This window comes from Shumkonia mesophila, assembly GCF_026163695.1.
GTDB lineage: Bacteria > Pseudomonadota > Alphaproteobacteria > Rhodospirillales > Shumkoniaceae > Shumkonia > Shumkonia mesophila.
The window spans coordinates 681,427-698,464 of record NZ_JAOTID010000002.1 but is presented as its reverse complement, the minus strand read 5'-3'; the positions used below and the strand labels follow the sequence as shown (position 1 = coordinate 698,464).

Sequence of the window (17,038 nt, the reverse complement as noted above, 5' to 3'; positions counted from 1 at the left end):
GAGCCGGGCCGAAGGGAAACGACCTACGTCTCTTCCTGGCACGATTCAGTCGGACGCGGTGTGTGGCCTATTCGGAAGAAGTGACCCAAGGTGGGCGTTTGGTAGCGCATTATCCAAACGCATGGAAAGGAAGCGTGGAGGGGGCGACAAATGGATGTGGAGCTTAGCTACGACCGTGCCGTTCATTCCGATTTTTTGATCCATTGGACGGGCAAGGACATCGATCAAGCCCATGATCCGAAATGGTATGACGGAGACCATCGTTCGAAGCCCGATCCCATTGTTGAGGACCTCTATGCGCAGCGTCTTCAAAGCATCCTCACATACGGGTTGTGGATGACCGAGGAGAGTGAGCGCGAGGTTTCTGTCGGAGGCTCCAAGATCACGATTCCGCCAACGCCGCAATGCTGTTTCACGGAACTCAAGCTTTCGGACTCGAGGAGGCACGCCAGACGCTATGGGCGTCTCGGGATCGGCGTCAAAAGGCCCTTCTTATTTCAGCGGCATGGGAGACCCTTGGCGTACTATGGGTTTGCTGACACAAAAGCGGACGACATGTTTCTCATGGCATGTTGGCAAGACTTGCGAGACCGGAGGTTATTGAATTTTTTCAAGCCGATGAACAGTGATCAGACAGAGTTGACCTACGAGCTCTATGCTGAATCCGAATGGCGAATTTTGCTATTCGATGAACATTTAAAGGATCGCAAAATCGTTGATCCGAGGGATAGCGCGAACGTTGAAGAGAACAAATATTTCAATGGATTACCTCCTGAGCAACAGGAGAGGCTGAAATACCTGATCCCCTTAGACGGATGGTTTGCAATGATCATATACCCTTCCTTGGGTGTGAAGAACAAAGCTCGCTGGGAAGATAGCTATGGAGTCCACCGCGAAATCGAACGAATCAAAACTACTCCCGATCATGGAAACCAAGTTGAGGGCCTTCGGAGTCCAGTTCGAGGAAACTGGCCTATCGAAGTGACAGTAGACGCTTGCAGAAATTTTTAAAGGCTGGTTGCTCAGCAACGTCCGCTGTCGGGAACCCGCACCAACCTGCGGACCGACGGGGTGGGCGCTGAGCTGCCGTCCGGCCCAGACATGGCCAACGTCACCTATAGGTCACGAGCAACCCAATCGTCTCTCGGCAGCGATCAAGGCTGGCGGGCCGGGGTGGGCCGAACGCATTTCACCGTTCGGCCGCGGGCTCGCCGTCGATCCGGCGGTGGCGGCCGGCATGAATGCACGAAAGCCGGCTTGACCGCTCACGCGCCGGACGAACAACGCATGACCTGGACCGGATAGGAGGAGGCATGGCCATCTTCTGAAAGGAAGAGGGCGTTTTCCGTGATGGCCTGGGCGATCAGCAGATGATCGAAAGGATCGCGGTGATGCACGGGCAGGGTCATCAACGTCCGGCAGTGCGACCGGGCGATTTCCAGAAGAGTGAACCCTTCCGAGGAGACGGCCGTCATGATCTCCTCCAGGTCCGCTTCCAACCGGCCGACCCTGATTTTCACGGCGATTTCCCAGAACGACGCCATGCTGACCAGGATATCGTTCGCCGGGTCGGCAACCAGTTTCCGGGCCTTTTCCCCCAGCCTGTCGCTGTCGGCCAGCCACCAAAGCAGCGCATGGGTATCCAGAAGGATCTTCACTGGCCGCCTTCCATGGCGTCCAACACGTCCTCGGGAAGCCGATCGAAATCCGCGCCCATGCGGATCTTGCCCCGAAGCGCACCCGGTTGCCGCGCGGCCCGGTACTGGGCCGCCGGAGGATGGAGTTCGGCAACGACCTGATCGTGGGACGTCACGAGCAGCGTTTGTCCCTGGCGCACCTGGCGCAGGAAGGCCGTCAGGTTTCCCCGGAATTCACGCACCCCGACTTTCCGCGGCTGGTCATTTTCGGGAATTCGTTCGCTCATGGCGTCCTCTTTTGTGTTCACACAGTATGTACACATAGAGGAGCCACGTCAAGAACGGCGTTCGCCGTAGGGGCCGGAGACAGGCTTACCGATGTCTGCCGCCCGGCAAGGTGGCGGGGCCGTGTCAAACCACAATGGCGGGCGCACGAAGGGGATGCGCAGCGTCGCTCCACGGCAACCGCTCCGCCACCGGCCCTGGCCCCCGCCTGCGCGGGGTGACGATGGGATGATCTCGTCCGGCTCAGGCCGCCGCCTTCAATCCCAGGCGGGCCCACACGTCCTTGAGCGCCGCCACCAAGTGGTCCATGTCGGCGTCGGTGTGCAGCGGCGTCGGCGTGATGCGCAGGCGCTCGGCGCCGCGCTCGACGGTCGGGAAGTTGATGGCCTGCACGTAAATGTCGTGGCGCTCCAGCAGTTCCCGGCTGGCCTGGCGGCAGGCCACCGGCTCGCCGACGAACAACGGCACGATGTGGCTGACCGAGGGCATCACCGGGAAGCCGGCCTGGGTCAGGCGCCGCTTCAGCGTGGCCGCCCGTTCCTGGTGCCTTTCGCGCAGTTCGGGGTGCTTCTTCAGGTGGCGGATGCTGGCCAGCGCGCCGGCCGCCACCGCCGGCGGCATCGAGGTCGAGAAGATGAAGCCCGAGCCATAGGAGCGGACGAAGTCGCACATCGCCGCCGATCCGGCGATATAGCCGCCGACCACGCCGAAAGCCTTGGCCAGCGTGCCCTGGATGACGGTGAGGCGGGCCATCTGGCCGTCGCGTTCGGCAACCCCGCCGCCGCGCCGGCCGTACATGCCGACCGCGTGGACCTCATCCAGATAGGTCATGGCGCCGTGCTTCTCGGACACGTCGACGATGTCGGCGATGGGGGCGATGTCGCCGTCCATCGAATAGACCGATTCGAAGGCCACCAGCTTCGGCGTCTGGCGCGGCAACTCGGCCAGGATGCGCTCGAGGTCGCGGACGTCGTTGTGCTTGAAGATCTTCTTGGCGGCCTTGGAGTGGCGGATGCCCTCGATCATCGAATTGTGGTTCTTGGAATCCGAGACGATGACGCATTCCGGAATCATCGTGCCCAGCGTGCGCAGCGTGGTCTCGTTGGCCATCCAGCCGGACCCGAAGGCCAAGGCCGCCTGCTTGCCGTGCAGGTCGGCCAGCTCGTTCTCCAGCAGGACGTGATAGTGGTTGGTGCCCGAGATGTTGCGGGTGCCGCCGGCCCCGGCGCCGCAGCGCTCGATCGCCTCGTGCATGGCGGCCAGGGTCTCGGGGTGCTGCCCCATGCCCATGTAGTCGTTGGAGCACCAGACGGTGACCTCCTTCGCGCTGCCGTCCTCGGCGTAATAGGTCGAGCGGGGGAAGGCGCCGGCGTGGCGCTCCAGGTCGGCGAAAATGCGATACCGGCCTTCGGATTTCAGTTCGTCGATCTTGGAAGCAAAAAACTGCTCGTAATCCATTGCCTACTATCCTTCGGGAACGCCACCCGGGGACTGTAACCCCAGGCGGCCCGCCGCGGCAAGGAAAGCTGCCGGGCGATGAACGAAACTTCGTTTCCTCGGTTGGAGCATTCTGCGGCCGCCCGGAATCACCCCTTCATTGGTCGTCATTCCCGCGAACGCGGGAATCCAGGGCAACCGCTCCGTCACTCGTGGACCCCCGCGTTCGCGGGGGTGACGATGAAGATGATCCCGCCTGAGCGGAAAATGCTCTCGTTACCGCGTCCAGGTTCGCAACACCCTTTCTTCCGTCAACACCTCCAGCACCCGGTGGTTGTTGGTGTCGGTCATCAGCAATCGTCCCGGGCCGGCGGCGGCGACCCCGGCCGGCTCGCCGGCCGGCAGGCGCGCGTCGTCGGCGCAATCGAAGCCATTTTCCTCCACATCCCGAACCTGGCCATGATCCAGGTCAAGAATCCGAAGCTTGCCGTTGTAGCTGTCGGCGACGATCACCTGGCCGTCGCACCACGCCAGGCCCAGCGGATGCTGGAAGCGGGCCTCGCCGAAGGGGCCGTTGGCGTCGCCGAAGTCGAACAGGCCGGCCCCGACCAGGGTTTCCACCGTCGGCGTCCCGTCGAGCGAAAGCCGGCGCACCGCCGAGGTCTCGCTGTCGGCAAAATAAAGGATGCGGCCGTCGCCGTTGCGGGCCAGGCCGCTGGGCTGGGCGAGACGGGCCTTGAGCGCGGGGCCGTCCTCGATGTCCTCGGCGCTGGAGCCGGCCAGCGGCCGCACGGTGTGGGCGGCGAGATCCAGCTCGCCCAGCTGGTGGGTGCCGCTGTTGGCGAAAAACAGGCGCTCGCCGACCAGTTCGAGGTCCCATACCGAGGCCAGCTCCGCCTCGGCCGCCGGCGTGCCGCCGTTTTTCAGCGCGCAGCCGCGCTTTCCGGTGCCGGCCAGCGTCACCGTCCGTCCGCTGGCGAGGTCGATGCGGCGGATGGCGTGGTTGCCGGTATCGGCGACGAAGATGGCGTCCTCGCGGCAGATCAGGCCCTGCGGCGAGTCGAAGCGGCTGGTTTCGGCCTCGCAGTCCATGAAGCCCCGCCGCCCGGACCCGAACCGGCGAATCTCGCCGCCCGCGTCGTCGAACAGCACGATCTGGTGATGGCCGCTGTCGGCGATGGCCCACTGCCGGCCGCCGTCGGCCCGCGGAAGCGGCTTGATCTTGCCGGGAAAGCGCAGCGCGCCGCCCGTCTCCTCGACCGGGCGCAGGGCAAGCGGGGCAGGAGCGATCAGGCCCTGTTCCCTCCAGCCGCACAGCATGGCGCCGACGCCCGCCAGCAGCCGCTCGGCGTCGGGTTCGCCGGTCATGTCGCCGAAGATGCGGCCGTCGGGACCGACGAACACCAGGGTCGGCCAGGCCTTCACGCAGTAGGCGTCCCACAGGATCATGTCCGGATCGTGCACGACCGGATGGTTCACGCCGCAGCGGGCGATGGCGTGGCGCAGGTTTTCGGGGTCCTGTTCGGCGGAAAACTTCGGCGAATGGACGCCGATGATGGCGATCTCGCCGGGGAAGCGCTCTTCGAGCCGCCGCAGCGTCGGCACGACATGCAGGCAGTTGATGCAGCAGAAGGTCCAGAAATCCAGGATGACGAGCCGGCCACGCAGGTCGGCCAGGCCGAGAGGGCTCTCGACGTTGAACCAAGTGAGCCCCGGCCGGTCGAGTTCCGGCGCGCGCGTCAAGCCGTACATCCGCGTCAAAGACGAGATCCCCGCAAGCTTCTAAGTTTGACTTCCCGGTGTCGTCGCGCGCCTTTGGCGTGCCCTTCGCGGCCCCGGACTTATCCCGTCCCCGGGACTTTCTCTATGTGGGGGGGACGCGGCCGCTTTCCAGCGGTTTTTCGGGCTGATCGGCGGCGAGCCGGGGCATCGAACGGCCGCCCTGTGCACAACTCGCCGTCCGCCGTCAACGCGTTGGTCGGCAAGGGCCGTCGGGAAGATATCCCCGATCCGCAAAAACAATGCACAGCATTATGCACAGGGTTATTCACAGGCGGGAAGGCCGCTCAGCAGCGGCCGTAAGCGTCCTCGAGACGCTCGACGTCGTCGTCGCCGAGATAGTCGCCCGACTGCACCTCGATCATGCGCAGGACATCGGGACCGGGATTTTCCAGCCGATGCACGGCGCCCAGCGGGATGTAGGTCGATTCGTTCTCGCGGAGGGTGAAGACCTCGTCGCCGCGCGTCACCCTGGCGACGCCCGAAACGACGATCCAGTGTTCAGCCCGGCGATGATGCTTCTGGAGGCTGAGCGTGCCGCCGGGCGCGACGGTGATCCGCTTGACCTGGAAGCGGGGGCCGCGGTCGACCACCTGGTGGCGCCCCCAGGGACGGTAGAGGGTGGTGTTGACGCGGTGTTCCGTCCGGCCGTTCGCCTCCAGGGTCTCGACCAACTGTTTGACGTCCTGGGCGTGGTCGCGCGACGCCACCAGGACGACGTCGTCGGTCACCACGACGACCACCCCCTCCAGGCCCAGCACCGCCGTCAGGGGACCCCCGCTGCGGACGTAGGAATTCTTGACGTTGTTGATCAAGACATCGCCGTAACAGACGTTATCATCGACATTTTTTTCCCCGACATCCCACAGCGCGGACCACGACCCGACGTCGTTCCAGCCCATCGTCACCGGAACCACGACGGCCGATGTGGCCCGCTCCATGACGGCATAATCGATGGAGATGCTCTCGCATGCCGCGAAGGCCGCCTCGTCCAGCCGGACGAAGTCGAGGTCGGGCCGTCCGGCCGCGAGCGCGGCCCGGCAGCCCGCCGCCAAACCCGGCTTCAGGCGCTCCAGTTCGGCCAGATAGGTGGCGGCCCGGAAGACGAACATGCCGCTGTTCCAGTCGTAGCCGCCCTCGGCCAGATAGGCCTCGGCGGTCGCGAGGTCGGGCTTCTCGACGAAGCGTTCGACCCGGAAACACCCCTCGACCTCTTCGAATGGCGCGCCCCGGCGGATGTAGCCATAGCCGGTTTCCGGCCCCTCGGCCGGGATGCCGAAGGTCACCAGGGCGCCGCGCATGGCGGCGGCGGCGGCCGTGGCGGCGGCGGAGCGGAAGGCGGCGACGTCACGCACCACGTGGTCGGAAGGCAGCACCAGCATGACCGCCTCGGGGTCGTTGCGCATCAAATCGATGGCGGCGGCGGCGACGGCCGGCGCCGTATTGCGGCCCACCGGCTCGAGCAGAATGGCGCGGGGCTTGATTCCGGTCTCGCGCAGTTGTTCGGCGACGATGAAGCGGTGTTCGTCGTTGCACACCACGGTCGGTGCCGCGAAACCGACGCCGTCGACGCGCAGCGCCGTCTCCTGAAGCATGCTTCGCTTGGTATCGAGGGCCAGCAGCTGCTTGGGAAAGGACTGGCGCGACAGCGGCCACAGCCGGGTTCCGGCACCCCCCGACAGGATGACCGGATAAAGCCTGCCGGCCCGGAGAGTCTTTTCCGTCATCGCGCGTTCTCCTGTTGCCTTGGCCAGCCGCATATTGGATGCCTTCCGGCCCGGCGTCTAGCGTGCCGTCGCCTTGGGGTCGAGGGCGTCCTGCAGGCCGTCGCCCAGGAAATTGAGCGCGATGACGGTGAGGAAAATAAGGATGCCGGGATAGAAGGCCAGCGCCGGCGCCGACCAGATCAGCTCCTGCGCGTTGGTGAGCAGGTTTCCCCAGCTCGGCATCGGCGGCTGGATGCCGAGGCCGAGGAAGCTCAGCACCGATTCGAGAAGGATGACGTTGCCGGCCGAAAGGGTGGTGGCGACGATGATGGGCGAGGCGAGGTTGGGCAGGATGTGCACGCCCATGACGCGCAGCGGCCCGGCCCCCTGGGCGATGGCCGCCTGCACGAAATCGCGCTCGCGCAGGGCCAGCGCCGACCCCCTGACCAGGCGCGCCACGGTGGTCCAGCCGACCAGGGCGACGATGGCGACGATGCGATAGAGACTGACCGCCTCGGACCCCACCAGGCCCTCCGGCAGGCCCAGCTTGCCGAGATCGAGCGCCGCCAGCACGATCAGCAGCGGCAGCAGCGGCAGGGCGATGACGCCGTCGGTCAGGCGCATGAGGAGGGCATCCAGACGGCCGCCGAAATGGCCGGCGAGAAGGCCGATGGCGGTGCCGATCACCGCCGAGGCCAGCGCCGCCGTGAGGCCGACCATGAGCGACACCTGGCCGCCGTACAGCAGGCGCACCAGAACGTCGCGGCCGAGCTCGTCGGTGCCGAGCGGGTGGGCGGCGGACGGTCCGGCGAAGCGGGCCATCAGGTCGACCGTCTCGCCGTCGACGCCGAGCACCCAGGCGATCAATGGCGCCGCCGCCGCCAGCAGGGCGAGGAGGACCAGGAGGGCGAGGCTCGCTACCGCCAGCCGATGGCGCCGGAACCGGACCATCGCCAGGCCGAAAGGCGTCCGTGCGGGGGCCAGCGCCGTCATCGGTAGGAGATCCTCGGGTCCAGCCAGGCGTAGGCGAGATCGGCCAGCAGGTTGCCGGCCAGGGTCAGCAGGGTGGCGAACAGCAGGGCCACCAGCGCCAGGTTGAAGTCGTTGCCCATGATGGCGTCGAAGATCATCTTGCCCATGCCCGGGTAGGCGAAGATGGTTTCGGTCACCAGGGCGCCGGAGAACAGGAACCCCAAATCGAGGGCCAGCACGGTGACGACCGGGATCATCGCGTTGCGCAACGCATGGCGGAACAGCACGCGCAGGCGCCCGACGCCCTTGGCCCGCGCCATGCGGATGTAATCCTGGCGCAGCACCTCGATCATCGCCGCGCGCACGTAGCGGGTATGGCCGCCGACGCTGGCCAGCGTCAAGGTCGCCACCGGCAAGATCAGATAGCGCAGGCGCTCCCACAGGCCGGCGTCGCCGATCGCCCCGGTGCCGCCGGCCGGCAGCGCGCCCAGCATGACGGCGAACACCATGATCAGCAGCAGGCCCAGCCAGAACACCGGCACCGAGATGCCGGCGAAGGCCAGCAGGTTGACGGTGTAGTCGAAGCGCGAATAGGGACGCGCCGCCGCCAGGATGCCGGCCGGCAACGCGATGAGGATGGAAAGGACGAGCGTCGAGCCCAGCAGCCACAGCGTGTTGACCAGCGCCGGGGCCAACACCTCCGGCACCGGCCGCGCGTAGGTGCGCGAATACCCCAGGTCCCCCGCAAGCGCCGCCTGAAGCCAGTTGCCGTAGCGCTCGACGATGGGCTTGTCGAGGCCGTAGAGCGAGCGCAGCCGCGCCGCGTCCTCCGAGGTGACGTGCGGGTTGGAACTGATCATCAGGTCGATGGGATCGCCCGGCATCAGGCCCATCAGGCCGTAGATGACGAAGGACATGACGGCCAGCACGAGAAGCGATTGCCACAGGCGATGAAGCAGGAAGCGGGCCATCACCACCTCTCGTCCCGAAGATGGCAGGCCGCGCGGTGGGTTTCGTCGCCGAGCGCCGGCTCCAGGCCCGGCAGGGTATGGAAGCAGGGCGCCAGGGTGACCCGGCAGCGCGGGTTGAAGGGGCAGCCGGCGACCGTGTCCATCGCACTCGGCACCTCGCCCTGCAGGGTGTCGGCCGCGCCCGGCCGCCGCTTGCCGCGCCCGACCGCCGGCACCGCCGCCAGCAGCGCCCGGGTGTAGGGATGGCGGGGATTGTCGAACAGCTTGTCGGTCGGCGCCTCCTCGACGATGCGCCCCAGATACATGACGGCGACGCGGTCGGCGACGTGGCGGACCACCGCCAGGTCGTGGCTGATCAGCAGGAAGGAGACGCCCTGCTGGCGCTTGATGTCGGCCAGCAGGTTGAGGATCTGGCCGCGGATGGAAACGTCGAGCGCCGAGACCGGCTCGTCGGCGATGATCAGGCTGGGTTCCACCGCCAGGGCGCGGGCGATGGCGATGCGCTGGCGCTGGCCGCCGCTGAACTGGTGCGGATAGCCGTCGATGTCGATGCCGGCCAGGCCGACCGCCGCGATCACCTCGACGACGCGCCGGCGGCGCAGGGCGGCGTCGCCGATGCCGTGGATGGCCAGCGGCTCGCCGACGATGGCGCCGATCGTCAGGCGGGGGTTCAGCGACTCGTAGGGGTCCTGATAGACGATCTGGACGCGCCGACGCATCGGCTTTAAGGCCCGGCGGTCGAGGGAGGTGACGTCGAGGCCCTCGAAGCGCACGCTGCCGGCGTCCGGCTTCGCCATCAGGGCGAGCAGGCGGGTCAGCGTCGTCTTGCCGCAGCCGCTTTCGCCGACCACGGCCAGGGTCTCGCCGGCCTCCAGATGCAGGTCGACGCCATTGACCGCCCGCAGCCGGGCGGCCGGGCGGCCGAACAGGCGGCGCGCTCCGACCGGAAAATCCTTGACGAGGCCGCGGGCCTCGATCAGCGGGCTGCCCGTCATGGCGCCACCTTGACGCAGGCCACCCACCGCCCGGCGCCGGCGCCGTTCAGCGCCGGATCGCGGGTCCGGCACTTGTTTTCGACCTCCGGGCAGCGGTCCGAATAGCGACAGCCACGGGGCAGGGCGCAGGGATCGGGCACGCCGCCCCGCATGGCCGGCAGCCGTCCCGTGCGGCGGTCGACCCGGGGCAGGGACTGCAACAGGCCCAGGGTATAGGGATGCAGGGGGGCGCCGAACAGCGAGACGGCCGGCGAGCGCTCGACGATGCGTCCGGCGTACATCACCATCACCTCGTCGGCGACCTCGGAGACCACGGCCAGGTCGTGGCTGATGAACAGGATGGCGGTGCCGAATTCCGCCTGCATCTCCAGCATGAGATCGAGGATCTGGGCCTGCACCGTGACGTCGAGCGCGGTGGTCGGCTCGTCGGCGATCAGCACGTCGGGGCGGCAGATCATGGCCATGGCGATCATGACGCGCTGGCGCATGCCGCCGGAAAGCTGGTGCGGATAGTCGCCGGCCCGCGCCCCGGCGTCGGCGATGCCGACCCGGGCCATCATGGCGATGGCGGCCTCCTGGGCCTGGCGGCGCGGCGTCGCGGCGTGGACGCGCAACACCTCGGCGATCTGGTCGCCGACCGGAAACACAGGGTTCAGCGCCGTCATCGGTTCCTGGAAGATCATGGCGACGCGCCGGCCGCGCACGGCATCCAGTTCCGCCTCGGGGAGGAGCAGGAGGTCCCGGCCATCGAGCCGCACGGTTCCCCCGGCGATCCGCCCCGGCGGCGGCACCAGCCCAAGCAGGGCCAGCGCCGTGAGCGACTTGCCGCAGCCGCTTTCGCCGACCAGGCCGAGGGTGCGCCCCGGCGTCAGGTCGAAGGACACGCCGTCCACCACGCGCGCCACGCCGCGCTCGCCGGCGAACGTCACCGTCAGATCGCGGACTTCAAGCACGGGCTGACGCGGCATGCGTTCTCTGCCCCCTCTCACGGCAGGGTGGCTTCCCCGCGCCAGTTTGCCAGAGACGGCGGGAAAGCGACAGGATCGTTGCGTGCCGGAGGAACGGCTTGCTTTGAGACTTACGCGGCCGTCAGGATCTCTTTGCGGCGTCGACCTTCGGCATCGGCGGTCTTCAAAGCCCACAGGACCGTCTGCGGGCTGATCTCGTGGGGCTCGTTGTGGATGGTCTCGCCGGCGGCGCAGGTGGCCTCGGCAACCCGCATGAGGGCGTCGTCGGAAACGTCGGCCAGGCCGATGTCGGCAAGGGTGGTCGGCAGATCGACCGCCTCGCAAAAGTCGTAGACCATCTCGACCAACTCCGGCGGCCGGCCGGTCAGGAAAAGCGACGCCAGAACCCCAATGGTCACCTTTTCGCCATGCCAGAACTTGTGGGTCTCCGGCAGCACGGTCAGGCCGTTGTGGATGGCGTGGCAAGCCGCCAATCCGCCGCTTTCGAAGCCCAGGCCCGAAAGCAGCGTGTTGGCCTCGACCACCTTCTCGAGGGAGGGCGTTACCGCGCCTTGTTCGACCGCCCGCAGCGCCAACGGCCCATGTTCCATCAGGGTGTCGAAACACAGCCTGGCCAGCGCATAGGCGGTCATCGGGCCAAGCCGCCCGCTCATGTTGGCGGCCCGGGCCACGCGGCAGCTTTCGGCCTCGAACCAGGTCGACAGGGCGTCGCCCATGCCGGCCGACAGGAAGCGCGGCGGCGCCTTGGCGATGACTGCGGTATCCACCAGAACGACATCCGGATTTCGGGGCAACAGCAGGTAGCGGGCGAACTCTCCCTCGGGCGTGTAGATGACGGAAAGGGCGCTGCACGGCGCATCGGTCGAGGCGAGGGTCGGCACGACGACAAGCGGCAGTCCGCCGGCGTGGGCAACGGCCTTGGCGGTATCGAGCGTCTTGCCGCCGCCGATCCCGACAACGACATCGGCGTGGCGGTCGGCGAGCAACGTCTTCAGGCGGTCGATTTCCGGATCGCAGCATTCTCCGGTGAAAACCTCGTCGACGGTTTCGATCTTGCCGGACATGCCCTTGCCGATCGCGTCGGCAAGGGTTTTGGCGACGAAGGGGTCCATCAGCACGAGGGCGCGCTTGCCAAGCCGTGCGGCTTCCTCACCCAGGACGGAAAGGGCGCCCGCGCCCTGGACGTATCGACCTGGGAAGACGGCGGTTGTCAGCATGATGAACTCCTTTGTTGCAGGGGATGGCAGCGGACTGGACATGTCCGCCTGCCGTCGGTTCCTCCCGGCGGCGATACAGAGTTGGAATAGGGTTGCCGCGATGCCTGCGTCAACCCGGACGCCAGTTCTCCACCCACAGGGTCGTCGGATACTGGTGGCCGGTCGGCTCCACGCCCTTCAGCCACCTGGGAAGGACGAAGGCGGCGGCGCGGAAGAAGAGGGGGATGGCCGGCAGTTCCTCGACGTAGATCTCCTGGAGGCGCCGCCACAGGGCCTTGCGCTTGGCTAAATCTAGTTCGACCTCAATGCGGTCGAGCAGGTCGTCCATCTCGGCGTTCCTGAAGCCGGGATAGTTCTGGCCGGCATAGCCGTTGGCCGCACTCGGGATGTGGGCCGAATGCAGCGTCGTGCGCGGCACGTTCTCGGGCGAACTCATCCAGGCGTACATGGCCATGGCGGGGAACTTCCGCGGCGTCACGCTCTGGCTGAACATGACGCGGGCCGGCTGGTTTCTGATGCGCACGTCGATGCCGACCTGGCGCCACTGGCTTTGCAGCACCTGCTGGACCAGCTCGCGGGTGCGGTCGCCGGCGGTAGTGATGATTTCCAGCGACAGCGGCTCGCCCTTGGCGTTGACGCGAAGCCCGTTGCGGGTGCGGTCCCACCCCGCCTCGGCCAGCAGCCGGATCGCCCGCTTGGGATCGTAGGCATAGCGGGGAACGTCGTCGGCATAGACCTCGTCGAGCGGGCTCACGCTGGTGTGGGCCACCGGCTGGCGGCCGGCGAAAAGCTGCTGGCTGATCGCCTCGCGATCCAGCGCATAGATCAGGGCATGGCGCACCCGCTTGTCGGCGAGGATCGGGTTGTCGAGGTTGAGGTCGACGTGCTCGTAGACCAGGCTCGGCTTATAGACGAAGGCGAAGCGCCCGCCCTGGCGCTTTTCCAGGGCCAGGGCCTGATCGAGGGTGAGGCCCAATTCGCCGGCGATCATGTCGATGGCCCCCGACAGCAGGTTGGCCTCCAACGCCGCGGTGTTTTCGATCACCCTGACCACGATGCGCCGGAAATGCGGCTTCGGCCCCCACCAGCGGGGATTGGGCTCCAGCACGACGTGGGCGCCGGTCTTCACCTCGGCGATCACATAGGGACCGAAGTAGAGGCCCTCGTTCAGGGTATCGGTGTCGAACGCGGTGCGGTGCCGGTACTCGGCGGGGTTGGCGAACGGCACCTTGTCGACGTGAGCCGGCAGCAGATCGAAATCGTTGATGGCGGCATAGTCGAAGCCGAGCTTGTCGAAGTGCAGCGTGAAGGTCTTGTCGTCGGCGGCATCGACCTTGTAAAGGCTGCGGTAGAGCTCGATGTTGGTCAGCCCGCTCTTCGGGTTGCGCCCGACCTCCCAGGTGAACTGCACGTCCTTGGTGGTCACCGGCACGCCGTCGCCCCAGAAGGCGTCCGGGCGGATGGTGTAGGTGACGGCGATGCCGCGCCGGCCGTCCGGCGTGCGCTCGGGCCTGGCCAGGCCGTTCTCGATGGTGGGCAGCTCGGTGCACAGCATGCACACCAGCTTCCAGTTCGCATCGAAGGTGGTGAAGGGGCGGCGCGTCATGCCGAGCACGTAGCTTTTGGCCGCCATGGCGTCGATGCTGGGATGGAAGGTCGAGGGGAACTGGGTGATGCCGATGACCAGCTCGTCCTTGGCCGCCTGGGCGGCCCCGGCCAGCCCCCAGACCAGGGCCGCAACCAACGCCGATCGTCCGAACCGCCGCATCATCCGCCGTCTCCCGCCACCTCGTCCATCGCACGGCTGAGCATTCCGGTCGGCGGCCGTTTTGGCAACCCGGAATCGCGAGCCGCCCGGCTAGAGCAACAGTCCGGTCGGGAACGGCACGTGGAAAATCATGCCAAAAACGACATAGAAGGCGCCGCAAAGGACAACCGCCATCAGGAGAACCTGCGGCAATCGCCGGTTGCGACGATCCGGCATTTCAAGGATCCAGCCGAGAAACACGATGGCGGCAAAGGTGGCTGCGTAAAATCCAAGGGCCGGGATCAAGACGGCATAGATCACCGCCGCGAGCATCGCCACCGCGGCAAGGCGACGATCCGTCCCGTGACGTTCGGCGCGCGGCGCCGGCCCGCTCCGGAACCGGATCTGCGCCGCCTTGAGCACGAAGCCGGCCGAAACAAGGGCGATCAGGGCGGACGCGACACCGGGAACCACCGCCGTCTGGAGGTCGACGTCGACCAGTTGCTGGAGGGCAACGCCGGCGATCAGCGACCCGGGAATGCCCAGCCACAGGTAACCGGCGACCTGGCCGGTGGCGTCCTTCGCACCGGCCTTGCCTCGTTTCGCCGCGACGTTGCCCCGCCAGCGGCCCCACGCCTTGACGATCGCCGGCCAGAACACCGAGATCAGGGTGAGGGCGATGAGGACCAGCGAAAGCGGGCGCGTGAACAGAAGCTGCCACAGACCGCCGGTGGCCCTGGACAGCATCATGGACTCGACCAAGCCACGCTCGGCGATGGGCCCGAGGATGATGCCCAAGGCGATCGGCGCCGCCGACAGGCCGATCTTGAGGCCGCCGTAGGCCAGCAGCCCCAGGGCCAGCATCATGCCGACATCGAACGGGTTGTTGCGCCCGGCGAAGGCGCCGACCACGGAAAGCGCCAGGACAACCGGCATCAGCAGGTTGTTGGGCAGATTGAGCGCCCGGGCGTAGAGGCGCGAGGCCGAGATGCCGATGCCGAACATGATGAGGTTGCCGAGAAAGAAGGACAGGATGAAGGTATAGGTGATTTCGGCGCCACGTCCGGTGAACAACTCGGCGCCCGGCCTAAGGCCGTGCAGCAACAGCGCGCCATAGAGCACCGCCGCCTGCGGCGACCCGGGAATGCCCAGCGTCAGCAGCGGAACCAGCGACCCCTCGACGGCGGCATTGTTGGCGGTTTCCGAGGCGATGACCCCCTGGATGTTACCCTTGCCGAAAGACTCCTTGTCGCGCCCGGCCCGCACGACCTCCTGGTAGGCCAGAAGGCCGGCGACGTTGCCGCCGGCCCCGGGGATGATGCCGATGACGGTGCCGATGACGGACGAGCGGATGAGGTTGCCCCATGAGCGGAGAACCACAAGGAACGTACGGAGCGCGCGGCCGCGGTCGGGCTTGAAAAGGACCAGTCCTTCCTGCCGGTGCGCCTGTTCGGCCATGATGATGACCTGCGGCAGACAGAACAGCCCAATGAGGGCGACGATGACCTCGACGCCGCTTAAAAGATCGGCGGTGCCGAAGGTCAGACGAACCTCGCCGGTGCTGGGCGACAGGCCGATCGTGCTGAGCAGGACGCCGATCAACCCGCCGAACAGCCCCTTGTAGATGTTGCTGGCCGCCAGGTTGGCGATGATGGCGAGACCCATGATGCCCAGCCAGAAGTATTCGGGAGGGCCGAACTTCAGCGCGACCACGGCCAGCGCCGGGGCGAAGAACAGCAGGACGACCGTTCCCAGCAGGCCGCCCACGCCCGAACCGGTGGCCGCCGCGCACAGGGCCTCCTCGGCCCGTCCCTGGGTGGCCATGGGGTAGCCGTCGAATGTGGTGGCGATCGACGCCGGAACGCCCGGCGTGTTGATGAGGATGGCCGAGATGGAGCCGCCATACATGGCACCGACGTAAATGCCGCCGAGAACGATGAGGGCGGTTTCCGGCGACATCGGGTAGGTGAAGGGCACCATCAGCGCGATGGCCATGGTTCCGGTGAGGCCGGGAAGGGCGCCGACCAGGATGCCGCCGGCGACGGCGAGGAAAAGCCAAAGCAAATTGCTCAACGCGAAGACGTTCGCGACTGCGGGGCCAAGCCAGTCCATGCCGCCGTTACCTCGTCGAGAAGAGAAGGAGGGCGGCGCCTGGCGCCGCCCCGAATGAAAGCCGGCCTACTTCAGGAAGCCGTTGTCCTTGAGAACCTTCACGTACTGCTGCTTGCGCTTGTCGATGAAGGCGGCAAACTCTTCCGGGCCGAGGTTGAACAAGTCGAAACCCAGCTTCCGCATGCCGTCGATGAATTCCTTCTTGGCGGTCGCATGGCGGATGGCGTCGGCCAGGACCTTGATCCGCTCCTTGGGCGTTCCGGCCGGAACCGTGACCCCGCGGTCGATGCCGCCCACCAGATCGATGCCCAGTTCCTTGAAGGTCGGGGCGTCGGGAAAATCGGCCAGGCGCTTTTCGGTGGCGACGGCGAGAACCCGCAGTTCCGCCTTCTTGTCGGAGAAGATGAACGTATCGCCATAGATGGCCATGACGTGGCTGCCAAGCAGGGCCGCCGTTTGCGGCGCCGCGCCGTTGAAGCTGACATAGCTGGCGTCGATACCGGCCATCTGGGCGAATTGCAGGTAGCCCAGGTGGTTGCCGGTGAACTTGCCGGTGCCGCCGATGGACAGCTTGGCCGGGTTGGCCTTGGCGAAGTCGACGAGATCCTTGAGCGTCTTGAAACGATCGTCGCTCTTGAGCACGGCGATGCCGCCCGGAGAGGACGCGTACAGATAGACCGGAGCCAGTTCCTCGGTCTTGTACTGGACGCCCTTGGTCATCAGCGGCTGCACGATGATGTGGGGGAGGTTGGTCACCGCCATCGTGTGGCCGTCCGCCTTTTCGCGGGCCAGCATGGTCCAGCCGACGGCCCCGCCGCCGCCCGGACGGTGCTGGGCGACGACATCGACGCCGAGTTTCTCCTCCAGGCCGGAACGCATGAGAATGACGGCGGTATCCGACTGCCCGCCCGGATCGAACGGAATCATGAATTGGATCGGCTTCTCGGGGAACTTGTCGGCGCCGATGGCTGAATGGGTGACAAGGGAAACGGAAAGGATCGCGAGGACCGCGACCAGCGAATGAATGGCGGCGGTGTGCGGATTGGAGGTTTTCATTGTCTCTCCGTGGAAGCTGTTCCCTATGGATCGAGGGTCGATCTTGCTCTTTTTTTATACCTTCCACCCTATCAATGGCATCTCCCGGTTTCAATCCCGTTAGGGATTTTCGCTCGCCCGACACCGTGGCTACGCACCATAAAAAAAGCCGGCCCC

14 protein-coding genes are annotated in these 17,038 nt (G+C 66.5%); 1 reads left to right on the top strand and 13 read right to left on the bottom strand.

What is annotated here, in order from left to right; genetic code table 11:
• Positions 1–150 precede the first annotated feature (150 nt).
• Positions 151–1,011, top strand: coding sequence for an abortive infection system antitoxin AbiGi family protein (locus ODR01_RS06610; protein WP_316976817.1), 861 nt, complete (start codon positions 151–153; stop codon positions 1,009–1,011).
• 254 nt (positions 1,012–1,265) lie between these two features.
• Here ODR01_RS06610 and ODR01_RS06605 read toward each other — a convergent pair whose 3' ends face one another.
• The 13 genes from ODR01_RS06605 to ODR01_RS06545 form a co-directional block, all read right to left on the bottom strand.
• Positions 1,266–1,658, bottom strand: a complete 393-nt coding sequence (locus ODR01_RS06605) for a type II toxin-antitoxin system VapC family toxin (protein WP_316976816.1) — start codon at positions 1,656–1,658, stop codon at positions 1,266–1,268.
• Positions 1,655–1,924, bottom strand: coding sequence for a type II toxin-antitoxin system Phd/YefM family antitoxin (locus ODR01_RS06600; protein ID WP_316976815.1), 270 nt, complete (start codon positions 1,922–1,924; stop codon positions 1,655–1,657). The genes ODR01_RS06605 and ODR01_RS06600 overlap by 4 nt, the downstream gene beginning before the upstream one ends.
• A 241-nt stretch (positions 1,925–2,165) precedes the next feature.
• Positions 2,166–3,380 (bottom strand): 5-aminolevulinate synthase, encoded by a 1,215-nt coding sequence (gene hemA / locus ODR01_RS06595; protein ID WP_316976814.1) that lies wholly within the window; start codon positions 3,378–3,380, stop codon positions 2,166–2,168.
• Between the two features lie 255 nt (positions 3,381–3,635).
• The gene (locus tag ODR01_RS06590; RefSeq protein ID WP_316976849.1) at positions 3,636–5,111 is read right to left on the bottom strand and encodes a thioredoxin-like domain-containing protein; all 1,476 of its coding nucleotides are present in this window, start codon (positions 5,109–5,111) and stop codon (positions 3,636–3,638) included.
• Positions 5,112–5,425: 314 nt separating this feature from the next.
• A complete protein-coding gene (locus ODR01_RS06585; protein ID WP_316976813.1) occupies positions 5,426–6,865 on the bottom strand; it encodes a mannose-1-phosphate guanylyltransferase/mannose-6-phosphate isomerase in 1,440 nt (479 codons plus the stop codon).
• A gap of 57 nt (positions 6,866–6,922) precedes the next feature.
• Positions 6,923–7,837, bottom strand: coding sequence for an ABC transporter permease (locus ODR01_RS06580; protein ID WP_316976812.1), 915 nt, complete (start codon positions 7,835–7,837; stop codon positions 6,923–6,925).
• Complete coding sequence (locus ODR01_RS06575) at positions 7,834–8,787, bottom strand: ABC transporter permease (protein ID WP_316976811.1); 954 nt, start codon at positions 8,785–8,787, stop codon at positions 7,834–7,836. Before ODR01_RS06575 ends, ODR01_RS06580 begins: the two co-directional genes overlap by 4 nt.
• Entirely contained in the window at positions 8,787–9,782 is a 996-nt protein-coding gene (locus tag ODR01_RS06570; protein ID WP_316976810.1) for an ABC transporter ATP-binding protein, read from the bottom strand. The genes ODR01_RS06575 and ODR01_RS06570 overlap by 1 nt, the downstream gene beginning before the upstream one ends.
• Positions 9,779–10,750 carry an ABC transporter ATP-binding protein gene (locus ODR01_RS06565; protein ID WP_316976809.1) on the bottom strand — a complete coding sequence of 324 codons (972 nt, stop codon included), beginning with the start codon at positions 10,748–10,750 and terminating at the stop codon, positions 9,779–9,781. Before ODR01_RS06565 ends, ODR01_RS06570 begins: the two co-directional genes overlap by 4 nt.
• 110 nt (positions 10,751–10,860) lie before the next feature.
• A complete protein-coding gene (locus ODR01_RS06560) occupies positions 10,861–11,967 on the bottom strand; it encodes a glycerol dehydrogenase (RefSeq protein WP_316976808.1) in 1,107 nt (368 codons plus the stop codon).
• 109 nt (positions 11,968–12,076) lie between these two features.
• Positions 12,077–13,738, bottom strand: a complete 1,662-nt coding sequence (locus tag ODR01_RS06555) for a peptide ABC transporter substrate-binding protein (protein WP_316976807.1) — start codon at positions 13,736–13,738, stop codon at positions 12,077–12,079.
• An 87-nt stretch (positions 13,739–13,825) separates the two neighbouring features.
• Entirely contained in the window at positions 13,826–15,787 is a 1,962-nt protein-coding gene (locus ODR01_RS06550) for a tripartite tricarboxylate transporter permease (protein ID WP_316976806.1), read from the bottom strand.
• A 105-nt stretch (positions 15,788–15,892) separates the two neighbouring features.
• The gene (locus ODR01_RS06545; protein ID WP_316976805.1) at positions 15,893–16,882 is read right to left on the bottom strand and encodes a tripartite tricarboxylate transporter substrate binding protein; all 990 of its coding nucleotides are present in this window, start codon (positions 16,880–16,882) and stop codon (positions 15,893–15,895) included.
• Positions 16,883–17,038 lie beyond the last annotated feature (156 nt).

Coding starts and splice junctions, on each gene's coding strand:
- ODR01_RS06610 (WP_316976817.1), top strand. CDS start 151: ATGGATGTGGAGCTTAGCTACGACCGTGCCGTTCATTCCGATTTTTTG.
- ODR01_RS06600 (WP_316976815.1), bottom strand. CDS start 1,924: ATGAGCGAACGAATTCCCGAAAATGACCAGCCGCGGAAAGTCGGGGTG.
- hemA (WP_316976814.1), bottom strand. CDS start 3,380: ATGGATTACGAGCAGTTTTTTGCTTCCAAGATCGACGAACTGAAATCC.
- ODR01_RS06590 (WP_316976849.1), bottom strand. CDS start 5,111: ATGTACGGCTTGACGCGCGCGCCGGAACTCGACCGGCCGGGGCTCACT.
- ODR01_RS06585 (WP_316976813.1), bottom strand. CDS start 6,865: ATGACGGAAAAGACTCTCCGGGCCGGCAGGCTTTATCCGGTCATCCTG.
- ODR01_RS06580 (WP_316976812.1), bottom strand. CDS start 7,837: ATGACGGCGCTGGCCCCCGCACGGACGCCTTTCGGCCTGGCGATGGTC.
- ODR01_RS06575 (WP_316976811.1), bottom strand. CDS start 8,787: ATGGCCCGCTTCCTGCTTCATCGCCTGTGGCAATCGCTTCTCGTGCTG.
- ODR01_RS06570 (WP_316976810.1), bottom strand. CDS start 9,782: ATGACGGGCAGCCCGCTGATCGAGGCCCGCGGCCTCGTCAAGGATTTT.
- ODR01_RS06565 (WP_316976809.1), bottom strand. CDS start 10,750: ATGCCGCGTCAGCCCGTGCTTGAAGTCCGCGATCTGACGGTGACGTTC.
- ODR01_RS06560 (WP_316976808.1), bottom strand. CDS start 11,967: ATGCTGACAACCGCCGTCTTCCCAGGTCGATACGTCCAGGGCGCGGGC.
- ODR01_RS06555 (WP_316976807.1), bottom strand. CDS start 13,738: ATGATGCGGCGGTTCGGACGATCGGCGTTGGTTGCGGCCCTGGTCTGG.
- ODR01_RS06545 (WP_316976805.1), bottom strand. CDS start 16,882: ATGAAAACCTCCAATCCGCACACCGCCGCCATTCATTCGCTGGTCGCG.